A 21,703-nucleotide genomic window follows, 5' to 3' on the forward strand; every position below is an offset into this window, starting at 1 on the left:
CCCCCACCGGCCGTGACGATCACCCGCAGGCGTCACAGTGGATCAGACACAGACCCCCAATACAAAAGATGTCTAGCGTCGGGCGCGCTTCCGGAGCGGCAGAGCGGCCGACGGGCTGACCTGGAGTGCCCTCCGGTGGACTGACTCACGCCGGATGCCTTGACTATCGGTTTAGGCCGACGGCCGGCGGTGGGGTACCGCCGGCCGTCGGTGCGTCGCCGTCCAGTCCACGACGGGGACCTGGCCCGGACGGCTCGCGGGCGGCGCTGTCCGAGGTCTTCCTCCTCGGATCATCACCGCCGGATCAAGTCGATCAGGTGGCTTTCTTGTGCAGCCATTTACTTCAGAATCAGCTCGGCTGCAGGCGTTGCCGCAGCGGGTTCGCGGTCGGTCAGGTAATCCTGCGGGTCCGTCCCGTCGCCGCCGTCACGAACCTTGGCCGCCCGCAGAATGAGCGTGCCGGCCGCAGCGACGATCAGGTTGACCGCGACGGCCAGGAAGCCTACGTACAGCGTTCGCGGCGAGTCGAAGCCGAGCTTGGACAGCGCGATCGCCGAGCCGCCGAAGTGCTCGTGCTTGGTGGCCGCGTTCGGCACCAGGTAGAGCATCCACAGGCCGGCGCCCATGCCCGCCGCCCAGCCGGCGATCAGCGCGCCCTTGTGGAACCAGCGGGTGTAGAGGCCGATGCCGACCGACGGCAGGGTCTGCAGGATGATCACGCCGCCGATGAGCTGAAGGTCGATCGCGAACTGGGGGCTGATGCCGACCACGAACAGCAGCGCGCCGAACTTGACCAGCAGCGAGGTGATCTTCGATACCCGGGCCTCACGGGCCGGCGAGGCGTTCTTGTCGAGGAACTCGACCCAGATGTTGCGGGTGAACAGATTCGCCGCCGCGATGGACATGATGGCCGCCGGCACCAGAGCGCCGATACCGATGGCGGCGAACGCCACCCCGGCGAACCAAGCGGGGAACAAGTCGTCGAACAGCGCCGGCACGATGGTGTTGTTGTCGCCCAGCACCGGCTTGGTCCCGGCCGCGATCGCCGCATAGCCCAGAAGGGCGATGAGACCCAGGGCCAGGGTGTACGCGGGCAGGGCTGCCATGTTGCGCTTGACGACCCCGCGGTCCCGACTGGCCAGGATGGCAGTGGCCGTGTGCGGGTAGAGGAACAGAGCGAGCGCGGAACCCAGCGCCAGGGTGACGTAGTTCAGCTGATTGTTGGCGTTGAGCAGGATCCCGTCGCCCGGCGCCGCGCTGGCCTCGAACTTCGCCGCGGCCGCGTCGAAGATGCTGCCCCAGCCGCCCAGCTTGACCGGCAGATAGATCACCGCGACGATGATGACCAGGTAGATCAGAGTGTCCTTGACGAACGCGATCAGCGCCGGAGCGCGCAGCCCACTGGAGTACGTGTAGGCGGCCAGGATGGCGAAGGCGATCAGGATCGGCAGGTGCCGGGTGAAGCCGGAGTCGCCGACCAGACCCATCGTCTTGAGGGCAGCCTCGATGCCGACCAGTTGCAGGGCGATGTACGGCATGGTGGCGACGATGCCCGTGACCGCGACCAGCAGGGCGAGGGTCCGTGACTCGTAGCGCTTGCGGACGAAGTCGGCCGGGGTCACCAAGCCGTGCCGGAACGACACCGACCAGAGGCGCACCAGCGCGAACATGACCAGCGGATAGACGATCACGGTGTACGGCACGGCGTAGAACCCGGTCGCCCCGGCCGCGAAGAGCAGCGCCGGCACGGCGACGAAGGTGTACGCCGTGTAGATGTCACCGCCGAGCAGGAACCAGGTGATCCAGCCACCGAAGCCACGGCCACCCAGCCCCCACTCGTCGAGGTGGTTGAGCGGGCCGGTGCGGCGCCAGCGCGACGCGGCGAAGCCGAGTGCGCTGACTCCGAGGAACAGCACGCCGAACACGATGATCTGGGTGAGATGGTCACGCCACATGGTCACCGCTCCCGCTTCGAGAGCCGGTAGACCAGCGTGGTCACTGCGACGACGAGGCCGATGAACGCCAGCTGGAGCCAGTAGAACAAGGGGAAGCCGCCCCATCGCGGACCGTCGAAGTTGAACAGAAAGGTGGCCAGCGGTACGGCTACCGGGATGGCGAGCAGCCAGTTCCATCGGCTGCGGTCATTGCTGTTCGTCACGCACACAAGAGCGAGGGCGACGGGGACGAGGTTCAGGAAGTGACGCAGCTAACGTGCCCGGAGAGCGACCGAGCAGCCTCCGGTTGGGACCACAAAGTACCGGGCGCTCGGCACCGATCGTGAGGATCGCGCCGAATGAACCACGGCACGACGCCTGACGTCGTGCTGAGCGGAATTGCCGGCGGATTTGACGTTCAGGAATCGGTGGTCATGGCTGTCTCATATCGTGCTGCGGAGATGTCCGAGATGCTTCGGGAGCAGACCGTGGGGTCGCTCCTGCGGTGGGCTGCTGAGCAGGCGCCCGGCGCCCGGGCGCTGGTCGAGGGCAGCGGCGAGCCCGATGCTCGGACGTGGACCTACGCCGAGCTGCTCTCCGATGCCGAACGGGCAGCGCGGTCGCTACTCGGCCGATTCGATCCGGGCGAGCGCATCGCGGTGTGGGCCAACAACATTCCCGAATGGGTCGTTCTGGAGATGGCGACCGCGCTGGCGGGGATGACACTGGTCACCGTGAACCCGGCTCTTCGTCCGGCCGAGGTGCGCCACGTGCTCCAGCAGTCGCGGGCCGCGGGCATCTTCCTGCTGCCTGAGTACCGGGGCAATCCGCTGGGGGAGTCGCTTGCTTCCGTGCGTCCGGACCTGCCGGAGTTGCGGGAAGCGGTGCTCTTCCCGGATTGGCCGGCCTTCCTGCGCGAGGGCTCCGGCCCGCAAGTGCTGCCGGTCGTAAGTCCGAATGACCCGGCACAAATCCAGTTCACCTCCGGCACGACCGGCAGGCCGAAGGGTGCGGTGCTGCACCACAAGGGCATCGTCAACAACGCTCGGCTGTCATATCGGCGGTTGTTGGATCTGCAGCCGGGCGACACTTTTGTCAACGGGATGCCGCTTTTCCACACCGCGGGCTGTGTGCTCGCGACGCTCTCGTCGATCGCCGGCCTGGCCACGCACGTGTTGCTGCCGGCGTTCGATCCGGAACTGCAACTGCGGATGATCGAGGCCGAGCACGGCAAGGTGTTCGCCGGTGTGCCGACGATGCTGCAGGCCATGCTCGACCACCCCAGCCTGAGCACGACGGACCTGTCCTCGGTGCGGTTCGGCCTCAGCGGCGGAGCACTCACCCCGCCCCAGCTCGTCGAGCGGGTGGAGGCTGTGATCAACGCTCCACTGTTGATCGTCTACGGCCAGACCGAGGCCTCGCCGGGCATCACCATGACCACGGCTGACGACTCCGCGGAGGACCGGCGCACCACGGTCGGCCGCCCTCTGCCCGGAGTGGAGCTGAAGATCGTCGACCCGGTGGATCGGACAGTGTCGATGCCGACGGGCGAGGTGGGCGAACTCTGCACCCGCGGATATCACGTGATGACCGGCTACTTCGGCGAGGCCGCTCGAACGGCGGAAGCCATCGACGACGACGGCTGGTTGTACACCGGAGACCTGGCCAGCCTGGACGAGCGCGGCTACTGCCGGATCGCCGGACGCCAGTCCGACATGATCATCCGGGGCGGTGAGAACATCTATCCCCGCGAGATCGAACACCTGCTGCTGAGTCATCCCCAGGTGGCCGATGTGGCTGTCCTCGGGGTGCCGGATCCGGTCTGGGGGGAGCAGGTCGCCGCCGTCGTGGTGCCGGCCACCGCGGCCGAAGCGGAGGAGCAGATCCTTTCCGGATACGTACGGGACCGGCTCGCTCCCTACAAGGTTCCCCGAATGTGGCGTTTCGTTGACCGACTTCCGCTCAACAGCTCCGGCAAAGTCCAGAAGTCCGCGCTTCGCGACCAGCTCTCGGCCGATCAGCGTGGCTCCGGGACGATCGAATAGCCCACGTCGTCGGCCGGGCGCACGACCCTCAACCGGGGAACCGGCAACCGGTCAGTTCTTCCGACTGTTCCCATAGCCGGAGCGCGGCCTTCGGGTCGAGGGCTGAGGCCGGCACCTTGGCCGGCTTCACGCCGCGGGTCCGCTCCTGAAATCCGGCTGGCCCGTAGAACTCTCCGCCGGCTGCCGCCGGGCTCGTCGCCGCGTACAACGCCGGCAACGAGCCCGTACTGGTCTGTTGCCACAGGACCGGAAATCCATGGGCCAGCCGGGACAAGCGCATCACCAGGTCATCTGGTCCTGGTCCGGTGATCTGCAGATCGGTGACCGTGCAGCCGGGATGCGCGGCGAAACTCCGGACGCTCCAGCCGGCGGCCTGGCTCCGACGGTGCAGTTCCCGCGCGAACATCAGCATGGCCAGCTTGGAGCGGGCATACTCGCCGTGCGGCCGGTATCGCTCGCTGTCATCGAGGTTACCCAGACTGGTCCGCGCGATACGCCAATGGACGGTGCTCATCGAGACGACCCGGGGTGTCGCCGCCGCCCGCAGCAGAGGCATCAGCCGCGCGGTGAGTGCGAAGTGGCCCAGGTAGTTGCTGCCCATCTGCAATTCATGGCCGTCCTCGGTGAGTTCCTTCCGCGGCGGCGCCATGATCCCGGCATTGTTGACGAGTATGTCCAGCGGCTGGCCCTCGCCCGCGAGTTCGTCAGCGGCCTCGGCCACACTGGCCAGTGCGGCGAGATCGAGCCGGAGCAGGCGCAGCCTCTCGACCGGCGCGGACTCCCGGATGTCACGTATCGCTCGCTCGCCCTTGACGACATTGCGTACGGCCATGAGCACGTCGGCTCCCGCCGCAGCGAACCGGCGAGCCAGCTCCAGCCCGATGCCGCTGCTGGCACCGGTGACAAGGACCCGCGTCCCGGTCAGATCCCCGAGAGTGACCTCTGTGTTCGGTATTGCCACCTGAAACTCCTTGCCGAATGCGGAGGGAACAGCGAGTCAGCCCAGAATGAGTCCGCCCGCGACCCAGCCGATTGCCATGCTGGGTGCGGCGGTGTTGCCCGTCGTCAGCGTCGGCATCACTGAGGCATCGGCGACCCGGAGCCGGTTGGTGTTCCGGACGCGCAGGTCGTCCTCCACCGCGCCGCCCGGCCCCAGGGCGCAGGTACCGGCCTGGTGGTTCAGTACCGATCCGTGGTCGAGGGAGAGCCGCACGATGCTGTCCGCATCGCTGGGGTCCGGCAACGGTGCGACGTCCTTGGCCACCGTGGCGAACGGATCAGCCGCCATGACGGCCCGGATCCGGGCGTAGCCGGCGACCAGGACAGCGCGGTCGTGATCGGTGGCGAGATAGCCCGGGACGAGCCGCGGCGTGTCCTTCGACCGGGGGCCGGTGATGTGGATGGATCCGGTGCTGGTGGGCGAGCGCGGGTAGGAGCCGACTGCCGCCCCGCCGATCCGGGCCTGATTGCCGTCCGGGCCGGGCACGGCGAAAGGGTAGTAACTGACCTCGGTGTCCACGGCCCGAGTGGGCCGCACTGAACCGGGTACCTCCGGCGATGGTCAGGGGAGCGTAGGCGACCCGTTCCCGGCCGTTTCCGTTGAGGTCGGCCATAGCGGGGACACCGGTCCCGGCCAGAGTGTCGATCCAGAGCTGACTGGCCGGGTCCTGCTCGGCCACGCTGACCGGCTGCCCGCCGTCACCGCCGCGGTACTCGCCGGCCCCGAGCTCATGCCGTTCCAGCGCCCGGAACGCCGCCAGCATGGTGGTCCAGTCCCAGCCGATGCTCCCGGCCGCGGACCAAGCGTCGTAGTCGCCCGCCCAGCCGCGGTTCCAGATCATGCCGTTCACCGATGTCGAGCCGCCGACGACGCGTCCCACCGACCATTGCTCGGTACGACCGTCACCGAACGGCTCGGTGGCGAACTGCTTCGTATGATCCGCGTCACCAGCCAGCGACAGAAAGTTCGCCGGGATCAGCAGTCGTTCGTCATCGTCGGAGCCGCCTGCCTCCAGTACCAGCACCTGGCAGTCCGGATCCTGGCTGAGGCGATGGGCCAGCACGGACCCGGCGGCCCCGCTTCCGACGATGATGTAGTCGGCCGTAAGCGGGAGGACATCGACACTGCGTTCACTTGGCACGACTGAATGATGAAGAAGTCCGTCCGGCACGGACAGCCCACCGTCTGCCCATTCTGTGCCCATCGGACGGATGCTGCCGGGCGCTAAAGTCGATCGATGGCAAATCTCGGGCAGCAGCTCGCCGACCTGAGACGGCGGTCGTTCGTGGGCCGCGATCAGGAGCTGACGCTGTTCAAGGACGCGCTGAACCAGCCTGGCGTGATCTTCGTGCACGGACAGGGCGGTATCGGCAAGAGCGCCCTGCTGGACGCGTATGCGGACATCGCGGTGGCGGCCGGCCGTGCACCGGTCCGGGTTGACGCCCGCGCCCTCGATCCCGGCCGGAACGGCCCCGCCTCCGGCCCGTGGCTCATCGACGCGTACGACCAGCTGGCGTTCGCCGACGACGTGATCCGCGGTCAGTTCCTTCCCGCCCTGCCGGCGGACACCCTCACCGTCATTGCCGGCCGGCAGCCACCCGGCCCGGGCTGGTTGTCCGATCTGGCCTGGCGTGGCCTCCTGCACGTGTTACCACTCGGCCCCCTCACTCCGGCGGACTGCCGGGCCTACCTGGCCGGCCAGCAGGTCACCGACGACCGCCACGAGCGGCTGGCGGCCCTCAGCCATGGACATCCACTCACCCTGGCTTTGCTGGCCGACGCCGTCCGCCGTGGGGCCGAGCCACGAACGCTGAGCGACCTGCCGGCCGTGGTCGGCGCAGTGCTCGACCGGGTGGTCGAGGCGCCGTCGCCGCAGCACCGCGCGGCGCTCGAGATCTGCGCGCACGCTCCGGTCACCACCGAGGATCTGCTCCGGTCGGTGCTCGGCGACGGGGCAACCGAACTGTTCGCATGGCTCCGCTCGCAGCCGTTCATCTATCAGGGCCCGTACGGCTTGTATCCCTACGACATCGTCCGCGACCTGGTCGACGCGGATCTGCGCTGGCGCGATCCGAGCGGCCACGCCGACCTGCGTCGACGGCTCAACGCGGCCATGGTGACCCGGATCCGTTCGACAGCGGACGAACGGGAACAGCTGCAACTGGTGGCGGACGCGATCACCATCGGCTCGGCCCGGGACCGCGCCGCTGTGTGCCCGCCCCGGGCAGGGGCCACACGGGCGTCCGTCGACCGGCTTCGCGACGGTGATCGGGACACCCTGGTGAACATGAGCGCCACCGTCGATGGCCCGGCGCAGGCCGAGCTCGTGAAGTTCTGGCTCGACGCCCAGCCGGGGGGCTTCCGGGTGTTCCGTGACCCGGCGGGTGAGCCCTGTGGTTTCACCGCCTGCCTGGACCTGACCGAGGCCGACCTGGGCGTCGATCCCGGCACGGACGCGATGTGGCGTCATGCGCAGGACAATGCGCCGTGCCGGTCCGGCGAACACATCCGGGCCTGGCGGTTCTTCGTCGACCGCGACCACGGCCAGGCCGTGTCGCCCCTGCTGACCCTGTTCACCGCCTGTCAGGTCCTCGACATCGTCACCCGCGACGACACTGCGTGGACGTTGGTCGGTGCCTGCGCCGATCACCAGGAGTGGGTTGCCGGCCTGGCCGGACTCGGGTTTCAGCCGGCTACCGGGTTCACCGTCGGCGGCACCTGGTTCCCGGTGTATGCGCACGACTGGCGCCGGATCACGCCGGCCGAGTGGCTGAGCAGCTCGGCGGCTGACCGGGCGTACCCGAAAGAATCCGCCGGCCTGCTGTCCAAGCCCGAGTTCGCGGCGGCGGTGCGTTCCGCCCTGCGAAACCTGAACGACCCCGGACTGCTCCGGGCCAGCCCGCTGATCCGGTCCGGAGTGATCCAGCCGGCCACCGCGGAGGCGCTGCGCGAGCAGATCGAGCGGGCGGCCGAAATACTGCCGTCGGCACCCCGTGAGCTGATCACACGCACATTCCTGCGTCCGGTGACATCGCAGGAGCGGGTCGCCGAGTCCATGCACCTATCGTTCAACACCTACCGTCGGCACCGGGACAAGGCTGTCGCGCACATAGCCGATCGGCTCTGGGAGCTCGGCTTCGCTCCCCGGCCGGGGACGGACATTTAGCCGACCGAGACCTCACCGAACCTGAGACGCATGGCTTCACCGGCAAGATGACCGTTTCTTTCTCATTTCGACCGGCCGCAGAGACGCTGACCGCGGCCCGCAGTGGCCAGTCGCTCGCGCTTAGACAAACCATCTAAAGCTCTTGACCGGTTAGCTGATAAGTGTCATCATGGGTCTCCACCCGGAGGTGATCTATCGCCGAGCCGGCGCGACCGGCCTGAACTCGACGGCCGACATCACGGAGTGACGTGCTGTTCGGCAAGTCCGGTTCGGCACGCGATCGTGCCGCTCGACCGCCTTCTCGACGCGATGAGGCGCGGACCGGGTCCAAGTTTCGTGGGTGACGATCCGAACCCGGAGCACGGTGAGCCGACCGGATTGCCGTCTCACCTCCGTGTCGCATGGCGGAGCAACACCACACGGCGCTCGACCAGGCCGGCCGGAACGCCTTCGAGTGTGAGTCAGGGAAGAGGAGTTCAGTGAATTCCCATCACTACAGCAAGTCGGTAGAGGCAGTCAGCAACCTGACCGCCATGCAGCACCGGGTGACCCAGGAGGACGGCACCGAGCCTGCATTCCGAAACTCCTACTGGGACCACCACGAGCCCGGCATTTATGTCGATGTCGTCTCGGGCCAGCCGTTGTTCTCCTCGACCGACAAATATGACAGCGGAACCGGCTGGCCCAGCTTCACTGCCCCCATCGACCCTGACGCCGTCACGGTCAGGACCGACGCGAGTCTGGGCATTGCGCGCACCGAGGTGCGCTCGTCCGGCGCCGACAGCCATCTGGGTCACGTCTTCGCCGACGGGCCCACGCATGCCGGTGGCCGGCGCTACTGCATGAACTCGGCCGCGCTGCGCTTCGTCCCCGCGTCCCAGCTTGTCGAGCAGGGTTACGGCGAATTCAGCTCGTTGTTCGACACCGACCACGACTCCACGAAGGGAAACGAGGCATGACCAGCGGAATGAACAACAGCGGCGGGAGCGTCCCGACTCCCGGGACCGAGACGGCTGTCCTGGCCGGCGGGTGTTTCTGGGGCATGCAGGACCTGATCCGCCGTCAGCCCGGCGTCCTCGGCACGCGCGTGGGGTACACCGGAGGGTTGAACGACTCTCCGACGTACCGCAACCATCCGGGTCACGCGGAGGCGGTCGAGATCGTCTTCGACCCCACGCGGACCTCGTACCGGGATGTCCTGGCGCTCTTCTTCCAGATTCACGACCCGTCGACGCTGAACCGTCAAGGCAACGACGTCGGCACCAGCTACCGCTCGGCGATCTTCCCGCACAGCAGGGAGCAGGAGCGGATCGCCCGCGAGACAATCGCCGATGTGGACGCGTCCGGCCTGTGGCCGGGCCGAGCTGTCACCACGATCGAGCCCGAGGCGCCGTTCTGGGAGGCGGAGCCTGAGCACCAGGACTACCTGGAGAAGTTCCCCGGTGGGTACACCTGCCACTTCCCCCGCAAGAACTGGGTGCTGCCGGCGCGAGCCGATTCGGACTCCGCGAGCTAGCAATCGACAGGACGGATGCCGCGCTGGACGGCTACGGCATCCGTCCTCGTCATCTCCCCGGCCAACGATTCGGTCCGCGAGCAAGACAACTCTGCCGACATGTCGACCACAGAAAAGGTGCACGATGGCAACAATCGCCGTCACGGATGACAATTTCGAGGAGATCACCGAGAAGGGCGGGATCGTCGTCCTCGACTTCTGGGCCGCCTGGTGCGCGCCCTGCAAGGCTTTCGCGCCGGTGTACGAGGCCGCGTCCGAGCGGAACCCGGACATCGTGTTCGGCAAGATCGACATTGAGGCGGCCGACCGGGTCACGGCCGCCCTCGACATCCGCGGGGTGCCCACGGTGGCGGTCTACCGCGACGGGATCCCGGTGTTCTTCCAAGCCGGGGCTCTTCCACGGCCGGAACTGGATTCTTTGGTCGAGCAGGTCAGGGCGCTCGACATGGATCACGTCCGGGCCGAGGTCGAGCGGCACGCGCGGGAGCTCGGTCACGTTCACGGCTAGGTGTCCCTGACAAGAGCGGCCGGGCCTGACATCGGGCCGGCCGCTCTTCGATCAGTCCAGGTACGGCTGGCCGTAGAACTGGTCCTCGGAAAGCTCCACGCTGGAGCCGTCCTTCCCGTGCAGAACGACATGAGTCTTCCGCTTCTCGCCCTCCTTGTCGGGGAACCAGGCCAGGCAGTATCCGTTGGCCAAGGTGGCCTCGACGCCTCCCCGGACGGGGAGACGAGGTCGACGCGGCTGACCTCGGTGCCGACTGGGCCTGCCATGAGGCGGGCGATGCCACCCTCGGCCTGCACCTGGCTGTTGCCGTACAACACGGCGCCACGAGCGCCCAGCTCGATCTTGCCCGAGTAGTGGTAAGCGCCGCCCTGGTAGACCTCGCCGGAACCGTTACGCAGGCAGGTCGCGTTCCAGTCGTCGGTCACGACGAAAAGGTATTCGAAGGAGCCGCGGACCTCGCCGGTGGCGTAGCGGATCGGTGGGCGGGGATTCTTGGTCGGGTCGGTTGCCAGGGCGGTGTTCGGCAGAGGGCGACCTGCTACAGGTCGCCCTCGAGGAACTCGTCCGGTCACCCTGGGTACGGCCGGTCGGTCAGGCCGGTGACAAGGTCGCGAACCACCGGTCCGCCTCCGTCCACGTTTCCACGACGTGCAAGGCCGCGGCGGCGGCGACCGCGGGGAGATCCCCGGCGGCCAGCGCCGCCCAGGCGAATCCGTCGCTGGGCGGGCCGTCGCCGATGCTCAGCTGCACCTGTCCCGACCAGGTGGGCGTGCCGGGTGCACCGAGTTCGACGTGCAGCCGTCCGTCGGCGGCGAGCAGGTCGCGGCAGCGCCGCAGCAGCCGGACCGGATCTCCGCCGATACCGACGTTGCCGTCGGCCAGCAGTATGTGTCGCCACCGGCCCTGCCCGGGCAGCGCCGAGAACACGTCGCGGCGCAGCGCCGTGGCGCCTCGGGCCCGGGCCAGCCGGACCGCCTCGGCGCTGACGTCGATGCCGAGGGCGGCATGCCCGCGCTGGTTGAGGGCGTACGTCAATCGGCCCGGACCGCAACCGACGTCGAGCGTCGGACCGGAGCAGCTGTCGAGCAGCCGGGAGTCGCCGGGCAGCTCCGGGCGGCACCACAGGGCCGGATCGATCCGTTGCTCGGCCCCGGTGACGTGACGAACCATGAGGACTGCGGAGGAGCCGGTTCCCGCTGCCGCCAGGGCCGCGTCATACACCCTCAGCGCGGTAAGCGGCCAGGTTACGGGGGCGGTCATGCGGGCAGGGTCCGGTTCAGGGCGGCGGCGAAGGCGCTGCCGGCCGGGCACAGCGAGGCGACAGTACGGGCGTCGCTGACGGTGTCTACGTCGGTGAGCACCGGTAGCGCGGCGACGCGCAGACCACGGGCGATCAGCGCGGCCCTGGTACGGACCCCGGTCTCGTCGGTGGACGTCGGGATGTCCCGCAGCACATCGGCGTGAGCCGGGTCGTTCAGGCCCAGAGCCCACCAGCCGCCGTCCTCGGCCAGCCCGAGAACGGCGTCGACGCCTTCGCCGGCCAGCGTCGCGACCGCCGCGCCGAGGAGCTCCGGTCCGGCCTGAGGTGTGTCCATCCCGATCAGCAAGGAGGCCCGGCGGGGTACGGCCGTGTCGGTGTAGGCGTGGGTGAGCCGCTCGGCCAGCAGGTGGCCGCGCTGGGTGACCCGGTCCCAGCCGGTCGGGGCCTCGAGGTCGCCGTCGACGACCAGCACCCGTCCGGTGACCGGTGTCGCGGCGACGGCGGCCATCGTGTCGGCCAATGCCGCGGCGGCGAGCCGGGCGGCCTGCTCCGGAGTGAACGGTGGGCACAACCGGGTCTTGACCCGGCCGGGAGCCGGGGTCTTGGCCATGACCAGGATCTGCGACGTCACCGGGCCAGCACCGCGCTCATGTCACGGATGGCACGAGCCGATCCCCGTACGGTGCCGCTGACCTTGGATTTGGTTCCGGCGGTCCGGGGGTGGTAGGCGACGTCGACCTCGGTCACCGTCCAGCCGTGGCGGGCCGCGGTGATCAGCAGCTCCAGCGGATAGCCGAAGCGACGGTCGCGCAGATCGAGGGAGAGCAGATCGTCGCGGCTGGCCGCGCGCATCGGGCCGATGTCGTGCACGTTCAGGCCGGTGGTGCGGCGCAGCCGGCGGGACAGGACCGCATTGGCCAGCCGGGCGTGCGGTGGCCACACGCCGCGGGAGGTCGGGCGGCGCCGGCCGACCGCCAGCCTTGTCGTCCCGGCTCGCACCGGGTCGGCCACCAGCGGCAGGTCGGCCGGATCGAACGAGCCGTCGGCGTCCATCACACAGACGACTCCGTCGACGGGATCGGTGGCCAGCAGACCGGCATGCACGGCCGCGCCGTATCCGGGCTCGGGAACGACCACGACGCGCGCGCCGAGCCGGCGCGCCACTTCGGCCGAGCCGTCGGTCGAGCCGTTGTCGGCCACGATCGCCCGATAACCGGCCGGAAATCGCCGGAGCAACAGTTCGAGGGCGGGCGCCTCATTGAGGCAGGGAAGGACGACGTCGGTCATGAGCGACGAAACTAGCCTTGCGGAAAGCGGTGAGACGGAGGTTCGGCATTACCGATTCCTTACGACCGCCGAAGTTCTTACGAACTACTGACGAGCCGGTCGGTAGCAGTGCCGAAGGACCGTGCAGCCCTTACGGTCGGCGGCGTGACTCACGTACTTGTGACTGGCGGTGCCGGTTTCATCGGGACCCATGTGGCCGGCGCCCTGCTCGACACCGGGCACGAGGTGCGGCTGCTCGACTCCGGCCACCCGGCTGCGCACTCCGGCCCGATAGCGGACGAGATCCTCGGCCTGCCGGTGCTGAAGGCCGACGTCCGTGACCGGTCCGCCGTGGAAAATGCTCTGCGCGGGATCGACGTCGTCGTGCACCAGGCCGCCATGGTCGGTATGGGAATCGATCTGAACGACCTGCCCGACTACGTCGGCTGCAACGACCTCGGAACCGCGGTGCTGCTGGCCTCGATGGCCCGCGCCGGAGTGCGACGGCTGGTTCTGGCCAGCTCGATGGTCGTCTATGGCGAAGGCGCGTACTCCTGTACGGTCGACGGCCCGGTCCGGCCGGCTCCGCGCGAGGTTGCCGCGCTGGCCTCGGGGCGCTTCGAACCGGTCTGTCCCCGCTGCGGGCGGGAGCTGACCTCGGACCTGGTCGACGAGGACGCGGTCCTTGACCCGCGCAGCGTGTACGCCGCCACCAAGCTCGCGCAGGAACACCTGAGCGCGGCCTGGGCCCAGCAGACCGACGGCGCGGTCGCCGCTTTGCGCTACCACAACGTCTACGGGCCGGGGATGCCGAGAAACACCCCGTACAGCGGAGTCGCGGCGATCTTCCGTTCGGCGCTGGAAGCCGGTCGTGCCCCGGCCGTGTTCGAAGACGGAGGTCAGCGGCGCGACTTCGTCCACGTGTCCGACGTGGCCCGGGCCAACGTGGCCGCCCTCGAGGCCGCCCCGGGATTCCGCGCCTACAACGTGGCGTCCGGGCACCCCGCCTCCGTCGGCGAGATGGCCACGGCACTGGCCGGCGCTGTTGGGGGGCCCCGCCCGGTGGTGACCGGGGAGTTCCGTCTCGGCGACGTACGGCATGTGGTGGCCTCGCCTGCACGGGCCGCGCAGGAACTGGGTTTCACCGCCCGGATCGGTCTGGACGCCGGGGTCGCCGATTTCGCCCACTCCCCGCTGCGCGGGTGAGCCCCCGTCGCAATGACCTCGTCGCAGCGGCCGTAGCCGTCGCCCTGGTCGCCCTGGCCGGTCTCGTCGGGGGGCTGTTGTTCCTGAACGGCCACCCGGTCCGGGCCAGCTTCGCGCCGCTGACCGCGCGCTGGCTTCCCCACCTCGGGCCAGGCACGCCGCTCGCTGTGCTCACCGCCGCCGTGGTGATCTGGTACGGACCGCGCCTCGCGGAGACGCTGCCGTGGCGCCGACTGCTCGTTGTCGCGTACGCCACGTCGACCGCCTGGATTCTCTCCCTCGCCCTGGTCGACGGATGGCACCGCGGCATCGCGGGCCGGCTCACCACCCGCCACGAGTACCTCAGCGAGGTCGGTGGCGTCACCGACGTGGCGGCCATGCTGCGGGGCTTCACCGGTCGCATCCTCGACTTCCAGCCCGATTCGTGGACCACCCACGTCGCCGGGCACCCTCCTGGTGCGTTGCTCGTCTTCGTCGGCCTCGACCGGATCGGGCTCGGGGGCGGTGGGTGGGCGTCGGTCGTCTGCGTGGCGGTCGGTGCGCTGTGCGCGGTCGCCGTGCCGATCGCGTTGCGCGCGCTCGGCGACGAGTCCGCGGGCCGGGCGGCCGTCCCGTTCCTGGTGCTCTTCCCCGGCGCGGTGTGGCTGGGGGTGTCCGCGGACGGGCTGTTCGCGGGGATCACCGCGGTCGGGCTGGCGCTGCTGGCTGTCGCGTTGCGACGTTCGAACATACCGGCGGGCCTGGGCGCGGGGGTGCTGCTCGGCGGCGGCCTCTACCTTTCGTACGGGCTGGTTCTGCTCGCCGTGCCCGCGCTGGCGGTGGTGCTTCTCGCCGCCCGGATCCGAGGCCTGGTCGCCGCTCTGGCCGGGGCGGCCGCAGTCGTGGTGGCCTTCACCCTGGCCGGCTTCTGGTGGCTGGACGGGTATGACCTGGTCATCGTTCGCTACTACCAGGGCATTGCCACCGACCGGCCGTACGCCTACTGGGTGTGGGCCAACCTGGCGCTCGTGGTCCTGAGCGCGGGACCGGTCGCGGCGGTGATCCTACGACGCGCTACCGTCGAGCGGCCGTGGCGGCGTCCGGCCGTGGTGCTCCCGGCCGCGGCGTTGCTGGCGATCGTCGCCGCCGACGTCTCCGGTTACAGCAAGGCCGAGGTGGAACGCATCTGGCTGCCCTTCGTCGTCTGGCTCACCGCGGGCGCCGCCCTGATCCCCGCGCCCAGCCGCCGGACGTGGCTGGTGGTACAGGCGGGGGTCGCCTTGCTGATCAATCACCTCGTACTGACGACGTGGTGAGCGCCTCCGGAACGTAGCAGCCGGGCCGGCGCCGGACGGCAGTGCGGGACCCGAGACGGTCCACTCCGCGGTCGTGTACGCCCAAGAGGCCCGTCGGATGACCCGGCTGCGTGAACCTTTCCGTTGCTGATCCGTCAAGTAGGTCGGACGGTGGCTCGCCGCGCCCCACGGTGAGTCGCCGTCCCCGTATCGACAGTCAGTTGAGGCGGGTTCGTGCCCGCTTCACAGCGTTGTTCTGAGGAGTGTTGTGAGTCTCTCCATCCCTGATACCGCCATTGATGCTCGCGATGCCGCTGGTGGTGGGCTTCATGTGCCTGCCGGTGACGGTGTCACCAAGTGGTTTTCCGGCGACGTCTACACCGTTCGTCTGCAATCGGCTCAGACCGCGGGCTCGGTCGGGATCGTGGAGGCCAGTGTTCCGCCCGGCGGGGGTCCGGTGCCGCACACTCACGAGGAGCAGGACGAGACCTTCTATCTGCTCTCGGGTGAGCTGGAGTTCCTCAATGGTGACGAGACCTTCACCGCGGTGACCGGCGACATCGTTCACATCCCGCGGATGGTCAAGCACCGGTTCAAGAACGTCGGCCTGCACACCACCAGGTTGCTGTTCATCTACACGCCGGCCGGCGCCGAGGGCCTCTTCATCGAGGGTGGGGACGAACCCACGCCGGGCGTGCAGGTGGACACCTGGGGACCCGAGCGTTTCGATGAGCGCATCCTCGGCCTGTTCAAGAAGTACGGCGTCGAGGCCGTCTGATAGGGCGAGCGGCTTGTCGTTTGTCTCAGTTCATCGATCACTATGCATAGAGGAACGCCAGGGTCGGCCGATTGCGTCTTGGAGCGCGCGCTGCGGCCGACCGTGCGAACTGGTCATTGAGCTTTCGAATCAGGATGGACCTGAGCTTGTTCGGCGCCCGGCTGGTCCGGGTCCTGACGGCGCCGGTGAGGGCCCGGTCGGCCTCAGGCAGCTCGGCGGTGCCGGGCAACGGTGAGCTCGACCTGGAAGGGTGCGAGGTGGCGGGCGACGGCCGCGCCCACCGAGTCGGCGCCGATGAGCAGCACTCGCTGCCCGGCCAGGTCGAGACCCGCTCTCGGTGTCCACGCGCCGGCGAGAGCTGTGGGCCTTCGAGCGAGCGCAGCAGCGGCACGACCTCGTGCATCTGCGGCTGGTTGGGAAAAGTCGGCAGGAGAAAGCCGATGAATTCCGGGTCCGAGGGCAGAGCTGCCGGGTCGTCCGCGACCTCGTCCGGCAGATCGTGCAGGTGAGCCAAGCTGAGGTTGAGCGGTATCCGACGTCGAGCCACCCGTGCGGTGCGGGGGCACGGCGGCCACGGGGTTCGTCCGTGCGGCACAAGTCACACCGACCGGCCGATCGCCGGCATCGTTCCGGGTGTCGCGGGAAGTCGGGCTCATTCCGGACGCCAGCACACGTTTACGCGCCGTGTTGTGAACCCCTAGTGTCCTGAGTCGTTAAATCGGTGGCAGTGCGGGTAGGGGTTTGGTCATGCCTAACCCGGTAGCGGTGCCCATCGTGCTCACCGACGACGAGCGTGAACAGTTGCAGGCCTGGGCTCGACGGCCAACGTCTGCCCAGGCGCTGGCTGCTCGGTCACGGGTGGTGCTGGCGTGCGCTGAGGCGGGCAGCACCCCGAATGGCCAGATCGCCGAGGATCTCGGGGTCTCGCGCAACATGGTCACCAAGTGGCGTAACCGCTTCGCTGCCGACCGGCTCGACGGCTTGCTGGACGAACCACGGCCGGGCCGGCCTCGAACAATCGCCGACGCCGACGTAGAACGCGTCATCGCCACCACCTTGGAGACCACACCGAACAACGCGACGCATTGGTCGACGCGTTCAATGGCTGCTGAGGCAGGCTTGTCCCAGACCGCGGTCTCGCGGATCTGGCGGGCGTTCGGACTGCAGCCACACCGCCAGGACACGTGGAAGCTGTCGAAGGATCCGCAGTTCATCGACAAGGTCCGCGACGTCGTCGGGCTCTATCTCAATCCGCCCGAACGGGCGGTGGTGTTGTGTGTCGACGAGAAATCACAGATTCAAGCCTTGGACCGGACCGCGCCGGTCCTGCCGATGATGCCGGGCACCCCGGCCCGGGTCACCCACGACTACGTCCGAGCCGGAACATCCAGCCTCTACGCCGCACTGGATCTGACCACCGGCAAAGTCATCGGCGCCCTGCACGCCCGGCACCGGGCGATCGAATTCAAGAAGTTCCTGACCACCCTCGACCGCGAGGTCCCCGCCGACCTGGACGTCCACGTCGTGCTGGACAACGCGTCAACCCACAAAACCCCGACGATCAAACGCTGGCTGACCGCACACCCCAGGTTCGTCCTGCACTTCACCCCGACCAGCTCATCATGGCTGAACCTGGTCGAACGCTGGTTCGGTGAACTCACCACCAAGAATCTCCAACGCGGCACCCACCGCAGCGTCCGAGCATTGAACAAAGACATCCGCGACTGGATCGAGACCTGGAACGACGACCCCAAGCCCTACGTCTGGACCAAAACCGCCGACCAGATCCTCGAATCCATCAAACGCTACTGCACCCGCATTAACGACTCAGGACACTAGGCGGCCTGATTCGTCAGAAGCAGTGGTAAACGCTCAAGTCGACGACGGGCCCCGATGATTAACTTGCTTGATCCAACCGTCGTAGAACAGATACCGCTGTCCGCGCGAGATCTGCCGGCCAGCACTTATGCGTTGCTCGAGCGAGCCGCTCAGCAATACGGGCACCGTACGGCCCACGTGCTGCTCCATCCGGCCGGTGACGATCACCTACGACGCGCTCCTGTGGAAAGTCACCCGGTCGGCCAATGCGCTGCACCGGCTGGGTATCGAACGGCACGACGCCGTGGCGTTGCTCAGTCCCAACAGCGGCGAGCTGATCGTCGGCCTGCTGGCGGCCGAAGCGGTGGGTGTGGTCCAGCCACTCGACCCGACCCTGGTGCCGCAGGCCCTGATGGGCATGCTGAGGCTGTCCGGTGCCCGGGTGCTGATCGCGGCCGGACCCGAGATCAACCCGCAGCTGTGGGGGCTCGCCGTGCACCTCGGTGAGCAGCTCGGTCTTGACGCCGTGCTTGCGCTGCGCCCGGACGGTCCCCGCGGGGCAACGGCCGAGCTGGGTGGCCGGGGCCGAGTCGCTTACCTCGAGGACGTCGCCGCGGTGGAGCCCGCCGACCGGCTCGTACCGGCCCGGATGGCATTGCCGCCTACTTCCACACCGGCACACCCAAGCTGGCCGCCCACACCCACGCGAACGAGGTCTTCACCGCCTGGGCGATCGCGGCCAACGCCGACCGGGAGGTCATCCTGTTCGGCGGCCTGCCCATGTTCCATGTCAATGCGTTTCTGCTCTCGATCCTGGCACCGCCCTTCACCGGCGGCCGAGTCGTCTGGAACGGACCGCTCGGCTGGCGTGACCCGCAGCTCTACCCCGTCTTCTGGAAACTGGTGGAGCGGTTCGGCATCACGTTGATCTCTGCCGTGCCGACCGTCTACGCACAGCTGACTCAAGTGCCGGTCGACGCCGACCTGTCGTCACTGTATTTCGCGGTCAGCGGAGCCGCCAACCTGCCGCCGGTGGTCCGCGAGGCCTTCGAGAAACACACCTCGGTGCCGATCTGCGAAGGGTACGGGCTGACCGAGGCCACCTGCGCGTCGAGTCGTATCGTGCCCGGCCACCCCCGGCCCGGGTCGGTCGGGCTGCGCATGCCGTACCAGCACATCCGCGCGATCGACCCGGTCAGCGGCACGCCGCTGCCGCCGGGCCGGATCGGCGTCATCACGATCAGCGGTCCGAGCGTGTTCCCGGGATACGTCACAGTCGGACCGGACGGAACCCGCTCGCTCGACCTGCTCGGCAAGGTGGTCGACGGCTGGCTGGACACCGGGGACCTCGGTTCGGTCGACGCTGACGGCTACGTGTACCTGACGGGCCGTTGGAAGGACGTGATTATCCGCGGTGGCCACAACATCGACCCGCGGCCGGTGTAACGCGGGTTGGCCAGAATCGCCGCTACCGCGCGCAGGGTCCAGACGGTGTTGGTCCGATGCCGGTTGCGGCCGGGGTCGTGTTGGGCTGGCGAGGGGATCCGGCGGTCGTTGAGCAGGCGGGCGATACCAGCGGTGCTGGCGCCGGCCAGTCGACGGGTGAAGATCCAACGCACGTGCGCGGCAGTGTCGGGGTCCGGAGCGAAGCGATGTAGGCGCCGTCCCCAGGCGGCATGGGCCTGGTTCGGTGTGGCCCGGCGTCGACCAGCTGGTAGCCATAGGGTGGATGTCCGCCGAGGTGGCGTCCTTGGTCGCGGGCTTGGGCGCACATCGCGGCGGTGGTGCGCATCCGGAAGCGTAGGACTTCTCGTTCGGATTGGTGGCCGAGCATCATCAGCAAGGCTCGGTGAGAGGCTTCGTCGAGGTGCCGCTAGGTGCCGCCTGCGGGCCGGATGAGATCGCCTAGATCGTGGTGAGGCCAGGCAGCGACCGGACCAGTTCGAGGCACCGTCGGCGCACGCCCGGATGATCCTTGAGCACATCGCCAGGCCCTGTGCGGATTTCGCCCGGCGTGACCAGCGGGTCAGCGTCGCGCGTTCCTCATCGGTCAGCGTCAGCGGCGCGGTGGGGCGTCCCGTTCGTGCCCTCACCCCCTACACCGACTTCTAAGGCGAATTTCCGGCGCGGAACACTAGGTATGGCGTGCGGCCGGCCCGGTCGAGCCCGCTGGGGAGACAGCGTCACGGCCGTCGTAGGGATCGGGGCTCCGGCTTCCGGCCGGTGATGGCGGCGCTGACGGCACGCGGGCGTCGGGCGCACCGGTCATGGGTTGATCGTGATCAGGTTCTCCACCTCGGTGATGCCCGGGGCCGACCAGGCGGCCCGCTCGGCCTCGCGGCGCTCGGCCCACGACCGTACGCTCCCGGTCAGGATCACCTTGCTGCCTTCGGTGGTGACGTGGATCCGTTCCGCGTCTGTCTCGGCGCTGCGTACCAGGGCGTCCTCGATCCTCTTCCTGAGTTCGTCGGGCGACGGGCTGGTGCGCGGCCGCACGGTCAGGAGGTTGCTGACCCCCTTGACCCCGGTGAGGCTCCGGACCACCCGTTCCGCCTCCTTACGCTGGTAGTCCCAGTCCACCTCGCCGCGCAGGGTGACCCAGCCGCCGGACACCGAGACCTTCACCTCGTCGTCGGGTACGAGCGTGTCCGTCTCGAGCGCCCGGGCGACGGATTGGGCGAGGTCGACGTCGGCCTGCTCGTCCCCAGGCACCAGGCGTACTTCGATGTTGTTGACGACGGCCTTGACCCCGCGGATGCGCAGTGCCGCGCGTTCGGCGGCCCACTTCTTGCTGAACTTGTCCACCCAGCCGGTCAGCGTGGCCACCCCGTCCCGCACGGTGACGCCGATCTCGTTCGGCGCCAGCTCGGGGTCCCACCTCAGCTCGTGCAGCACCTCATGCTGGATGTCCTCGTCGGTCCGGGTCGTTGCGGTGCCGGCCATGCCGGTCCTCCAGGTTCTCTCGATTCGGTTCTGGGGCCGGGGCGGCCCGGTTCCGCGCTCTCCTCAACCCGTCGGGCCGAGCAGCTTCCATCCGGACTGCCAGGGCCAGTCGTACCGGAGGTTGAGGTCGATGTTGAGGAACGCCATGAGCTCCAGCACCCGCGCGGTGAGCAGCTCCCCGGTGTCGACGGGGCGGAACCCCATCTCGGCCAGAAGATCAGCGACCACCTGTTTGGCGGCCGGATCGTCGCCGGCGTAGAAGCCGTCGAGCGGCACCCCGTCGATGACGGGATCGTTGAGCCGGCCGGCGAAGACCGTGTTGAACGCCTTGACCACCCGGGTGCCGGGCGCGAGCAGGAGGATGGCCTCGGCCAGCGATGCCGACCCGCGCAGGATCTCCGCCCGGTCCAGGCCGGACGGATTGGTGGTGTCGACGACGATGGCGTCGCCGAGCACCTCATCCAGGTCCTCCACGATTGCCGCCACAGTGTTCGAGGGCACGGCCAGCACGACCATGTCGGCGTCCCGCGCCGCCTCCCGGTTGGAGCCGGCGGTGGCCACCTTGAGTTCGTCGGCTACCTTCTGCGCATGTTCGGAGTTCCGGGCCGTGACCGTGACGGTATGACCGGCGACGTTCAGGGCGCGGGTCAGCGCTCTACCCATGTTGCCCGCTCCTATGACTGCGATTCTCACGGCGGAAACCCTCCGGACTGATTGCTCGCTCATGCCCATCGACGACCTTCAGGCATCGTCGCGAGGACGGGGGTGAGAGTTCCTCCCCCGGCCGAGATGAGTTTCCGCGGCCGGTGCGGAGAACTCCAGCCTGGGCGACGGCTGAGATCACCAGACCGACGGCGGTTCGGCGCCGGCCGCCGACACCCACCAACCGATGCCGGAAACACCGATCTCGGGGCTCTGGCGCTCTTTCGGTGGTGACGCAGAGCGTCTTTGTCCATGTTGGATAGTAGTTCCGGTGCGCTGCTGATGA

General features: G+C 68.6%; 21 protein-coding genes and 2 pseudogenes. 11 read left to right on the top strand and 12 right to left on the bottom strand.

Annotation, left to right across the window (positions count from 1 at the left end; translation table 11 throughout):
* Positions 1-338: 338 nt before the first annotated feature.
* Positions 339-1,955, bottom strand: coding sequence for a monocarboxylate uptake permease MctP (gene mctP, locus KXC43_RS49110; protein ID WP_221383215.1), 1,617 nt, complete (start codon positions 1,953-1,955; stop codon positions 339-341).
* A gap of 2 nt (positions 1,956-1,957) precedes the next feature.
* Positions 1,958-2,158: a DUF3311 domain-containing protein gene (locus KXC43_RS49115; RefSeq protein WP_308129607.1), complete on the bottom strand. Its 201-nt coding sequence runs from the start codon at positions 2,156-2,158 to the stop codon at positions 1,958-1,960.
* A gap of 237 nt (positions 2,159-2,395) precedes the next feature.
* Between KXC43_RS49115 and KXC43_RS49120 the strand changes: the two genes are divergently transcribed.
* A complete protein-coding gene (locus KXC43_RS49120; RefSeq protein ID WP_221383216.1) occupies positions 2,396-3,979 on the top strand; it encodes an AMP-binding protein in 1,584 nt (527 codons plus the stop codon).
* Positions 3,980-4,007: 28 nt separating this feature from the next.
* On the opposite strand, the gene KXC43_RS49125 is transcribed toward KXC43_RS49120, so the two are convergent.
* From KXC43_RS49125 to KXC43_RS53470, 3 genes and pseudogenes are all read right to left on the bottom strand, one after another.
* Positions 4,008-4,940 (bottom strand): SDR family oxidoreductase, encoded by a 933-nt coding sequence (locus KXC43_RS49125; protein ID WP_308129608.1) that lies wholly within the window; start codon positions 4,938-4,940, stop codon positions 4,008-4,010.
* 36 nt (positions 4,941-4,976) lie between these two features.
* Positions 4,977-5,498, bottom strand: a complete 522-nt coding sequence (locus KXC43_RS49130; RefSeq protein WP_308129609.1) for a GMC oxidoreductase — start codon at positions 5,496-5,498, stop codon at positions 4,977-4,979.
* A 67-nt stretch (positions 5,499-5,565) separates the two neighbouring features.
* Positions 5,566-6,183: pseudogene (locus KXC43_RS53470) on the bottom strand (GMC family oxidoreductase N-terminal domain-containing protein); the annotation flags it as partial.
* A gap of 33 nt (positions 6,184-6,216) precedes the next feature.
* Between KXC43_RS53470 and KXC43_RS49140 the strand changes: the two are divergent.
* The 4 genes from KXC43_RS49140 to KXC43_RS49155 all read left to right on the top strand — a co-directional run bounded on the left by KXC43_RS49140 (position 6,217) and on the right by KXC43_RS49155 (position 10,169).
* On the top strand, positions 6,217-8,145 hold the full coding sequence (locus tag KXC43_RS49140) for an AAA family ATPase (RefSeq protein ID WP_221383236.1): 1,929 nt from the start codon (positions 6,217-6,219) through the stop codon (positions 8,143-8,145).
* Between the two features lie 401 nt (positions 8,146-8,546).
* A complete protein-coding gene (gene msrB / locus KXC43_RS49145; RefSeq protein WP_221383218.1) occupies positions 8,547-9,104 on the top strand; it encodes a peptide-methionine (R)-S-oxide reductase MsrB in 558 nt (185 codons plus the stop codon).
* Entirely contained in the window at positions 9,101-9,661 is a 561-nt protein-coding gene (msrA, locus tag KXC43_RS49150; RefSeq protein ID WP_255646162.1) for a peptide-methionine (S)-S-oxide reductase MsrA, read from the top strand. The genes msrB and msrA overlap by 4 nt, the downstream gene beginning before the upstream one ends.
* Before the next feature lie 124 nt (positions 9,662-9,785).
* A complete protein-coding gene (locus KXC43_RS49155; RefSeq protein WP_221383219.1) occupies positions 9,786-10,169 on the top strand; it encodes a thioredoxin family protein in 384 nt (127 codons plus the stop codon).
* A 51-nt stretch (positions 10,170-10,220) separates the two neighbouring features.
* On the opposite strand, the gene KXC43_RS49160 is transcribed toward KXC43_RS49155, so the two are convergent.
* The 4 genes from KXC43_RS49160 to KXC43_RS49175 form a co-directional block, all read right to left on the bottom strand.
* Positions 10,221-10,361 carry a hypothetical protein gene (locus KXC43_RS49160; protein ID WP_221383220.1) on the bottom strand — a complete coding sequence of 47 codons (141 nt, stop codon included), beginning with the start codon at positions 10,359-10,361 and terminating at the stop codon, positions 10,221-10,223.
* Positions 10,362-10,760: 399 nt separating this feature from the next.
* Positions 10,761-11,429, bottom strand: a complete 669-nt coding sequence (locus KXC43_RS49165; RefSeq protein WP_221383221.1) for a class I SAM-dependent methyltransferase — start codon at positions 11,427-11,429, stop codon at positions 10,761-10,763.
* Positions 11,426-12,040, bottom strand: a complete 615-nt coding sequence (locus KXC43_RS49170; RefSeq protein WP_221383233.1) for a TIGR04282 family arsenosugar biosynthesis glycosyltransferase — start codon at positions 12,038-12,040, stop codon at positions 11,426-11,428. Before KXC43_RS49170 ends, KXC43_RS49165 begins: the two co-directional genes overlap by 4 nt.
* Before the next feature lie 17 nt (positions 12,041-12,057).
* The gene (locus KXC43_RS49175; protein ID WP_221383222.1) at positions 12,058-12,717 is read right to left on the bottom strand and encodes a glycosyltransferase family 2 protein; all 660 of its coding nucleotides are present in this window, start codon (positions 12,715-12,717) and stop codon (positions 12,058-12,060) included.
* Positions 12,718-12,861: 144 nt separating this feature from the next.
* Between KXC43_RS49175 and KXC43_RS49180 the strand changes: the two genes are divergently transcribed.
* From KXC43_RS49180 to KXC43_RS49205, 6 genes and pseudogenes are all read left to right on the top strand, one after another.
* Positions 12,862-13,902, top strand: coding sequence for an NAD-dependent epimerase/dehydratase family protein (locus KXC43_RS49180; protein WP_308129610.1), 1,041 nt, complete (start codon positions 12,862-12,864; stop codon positions 13,900-13,902).
* The gene (locus tag KXC43_RS49185) at positions 13,899-15,197 is read left to right on the top strand and encodes a hypothetical protein (RefSeq protein WP_221383223.1); all 1,299 of its coding nucleotides are present in this window, start codon (positions 13,899-13,901) and stop codon (positions 15,195-15,197) included. Before KXC43_RS49180 ends, KXC43_RS49185 begins: the two co-directional genes overlap by 4 nt.
* A 310-nt stretch (positions 15,198-15,507) precedes the next feature.
* Positions 15,508-15,954: a cupin domain-containing protein gene (locus KXC43_RS49190; RefSeq protein ID WP_221383224.1), complete on the top strand. Its 447-nt coding sequence runs from the start codon at positions 15,508-15,510 to the stop codon at positions 15,952-15,954.
* A 747-nt stretch (positions 15,955-16,701) separates the two neighbouring features.
* Complete coding sequence (locus KXC43_RS49195; protein ID WP_221383225.1) at positions 16,702-17,793, top strand: IS630 family transposase; 1,092 nt, start codon at positions 16,702-16,704, stop codon at positions 17,791-17,793.
* 127 nt (positions 17,794-17,920) lie between these two features.
* Positions 17,921-18,229 (top strand): annotated as a pseudogene (locus KXC43_RS52215) (AMP-binding protein); the annotation flags it as partial.
* A gap of 275 nt (positions 18,230-18,504) precedes the next feature.
* A complete protein-coding gene (locus tag KXC43_RS49205; RefSeq protein ID WP_308129612.1) occupies positions 18,505-19,218 on the top strand; it encodes an AMP-binding protein in 714 nt (237 codons plus the stop codon).
* On the opposite strand, the gene KXC43_RS49210 is transcribed toward KXC43_RS49205, so the two are convergent.
* The 3 genes from KXC43_RS49210 to KXC43_RS49220 all read right to left on the bottom strand — a co-directional run bounded on the left by KXC43_RS49210 (position 19,143) and on the right by KXC43_RS49220 (position 21,447).
* Complete coding sequence (locus tag KXC43_RS49210) at positions 19,143-19,757, bottom strand: recombinase family protein (protein WP_255646169.1); 615 nt, start codon at positions 19,755-19,757, stop codon at positions 19,143-19,145. The genes KXC43_RS49205 and KXC43_RS49210 overlap by 76 nt on opposite strands.
* Positions 19,758-20,037: 280 nt before the next feature.
* A complete protein-coding gene (locus KXC43_RS49215) occupies positions 20,038-20,715 on the bottom strand; it encodes a BON domain-containing protein (protein ID WP_221383228.1) in 678 nt (225 codons plus the stop codon).
* Between the two features lie 63 nt (positions 20,716-20,778).
* Positions 20,779-21,447: an NADPH-dependent F420 reductase gene (locus tag KXC43_RS49220; protein WP_308129611.1), complete on the bottom strand. Its 669-nt coding sequence runs from the start codon at positions 21,445-21,447 to the stop codon at positions 20,779-20,781.
* Between the last annotated feature and the right edge of the window lie 256 nt (positions 21,448-21,703).

This window comes from Paractinoplanes polyasparticus (assembly GCF_019710575.1).
Taxonomy (GTDB): domain Bacteria; phylum Actinomycetota; class Actinomycetes; order Mycobacteriales; family Micromonosporaceae; genus Actinoplanes; species Actinoplanes polyasparticus.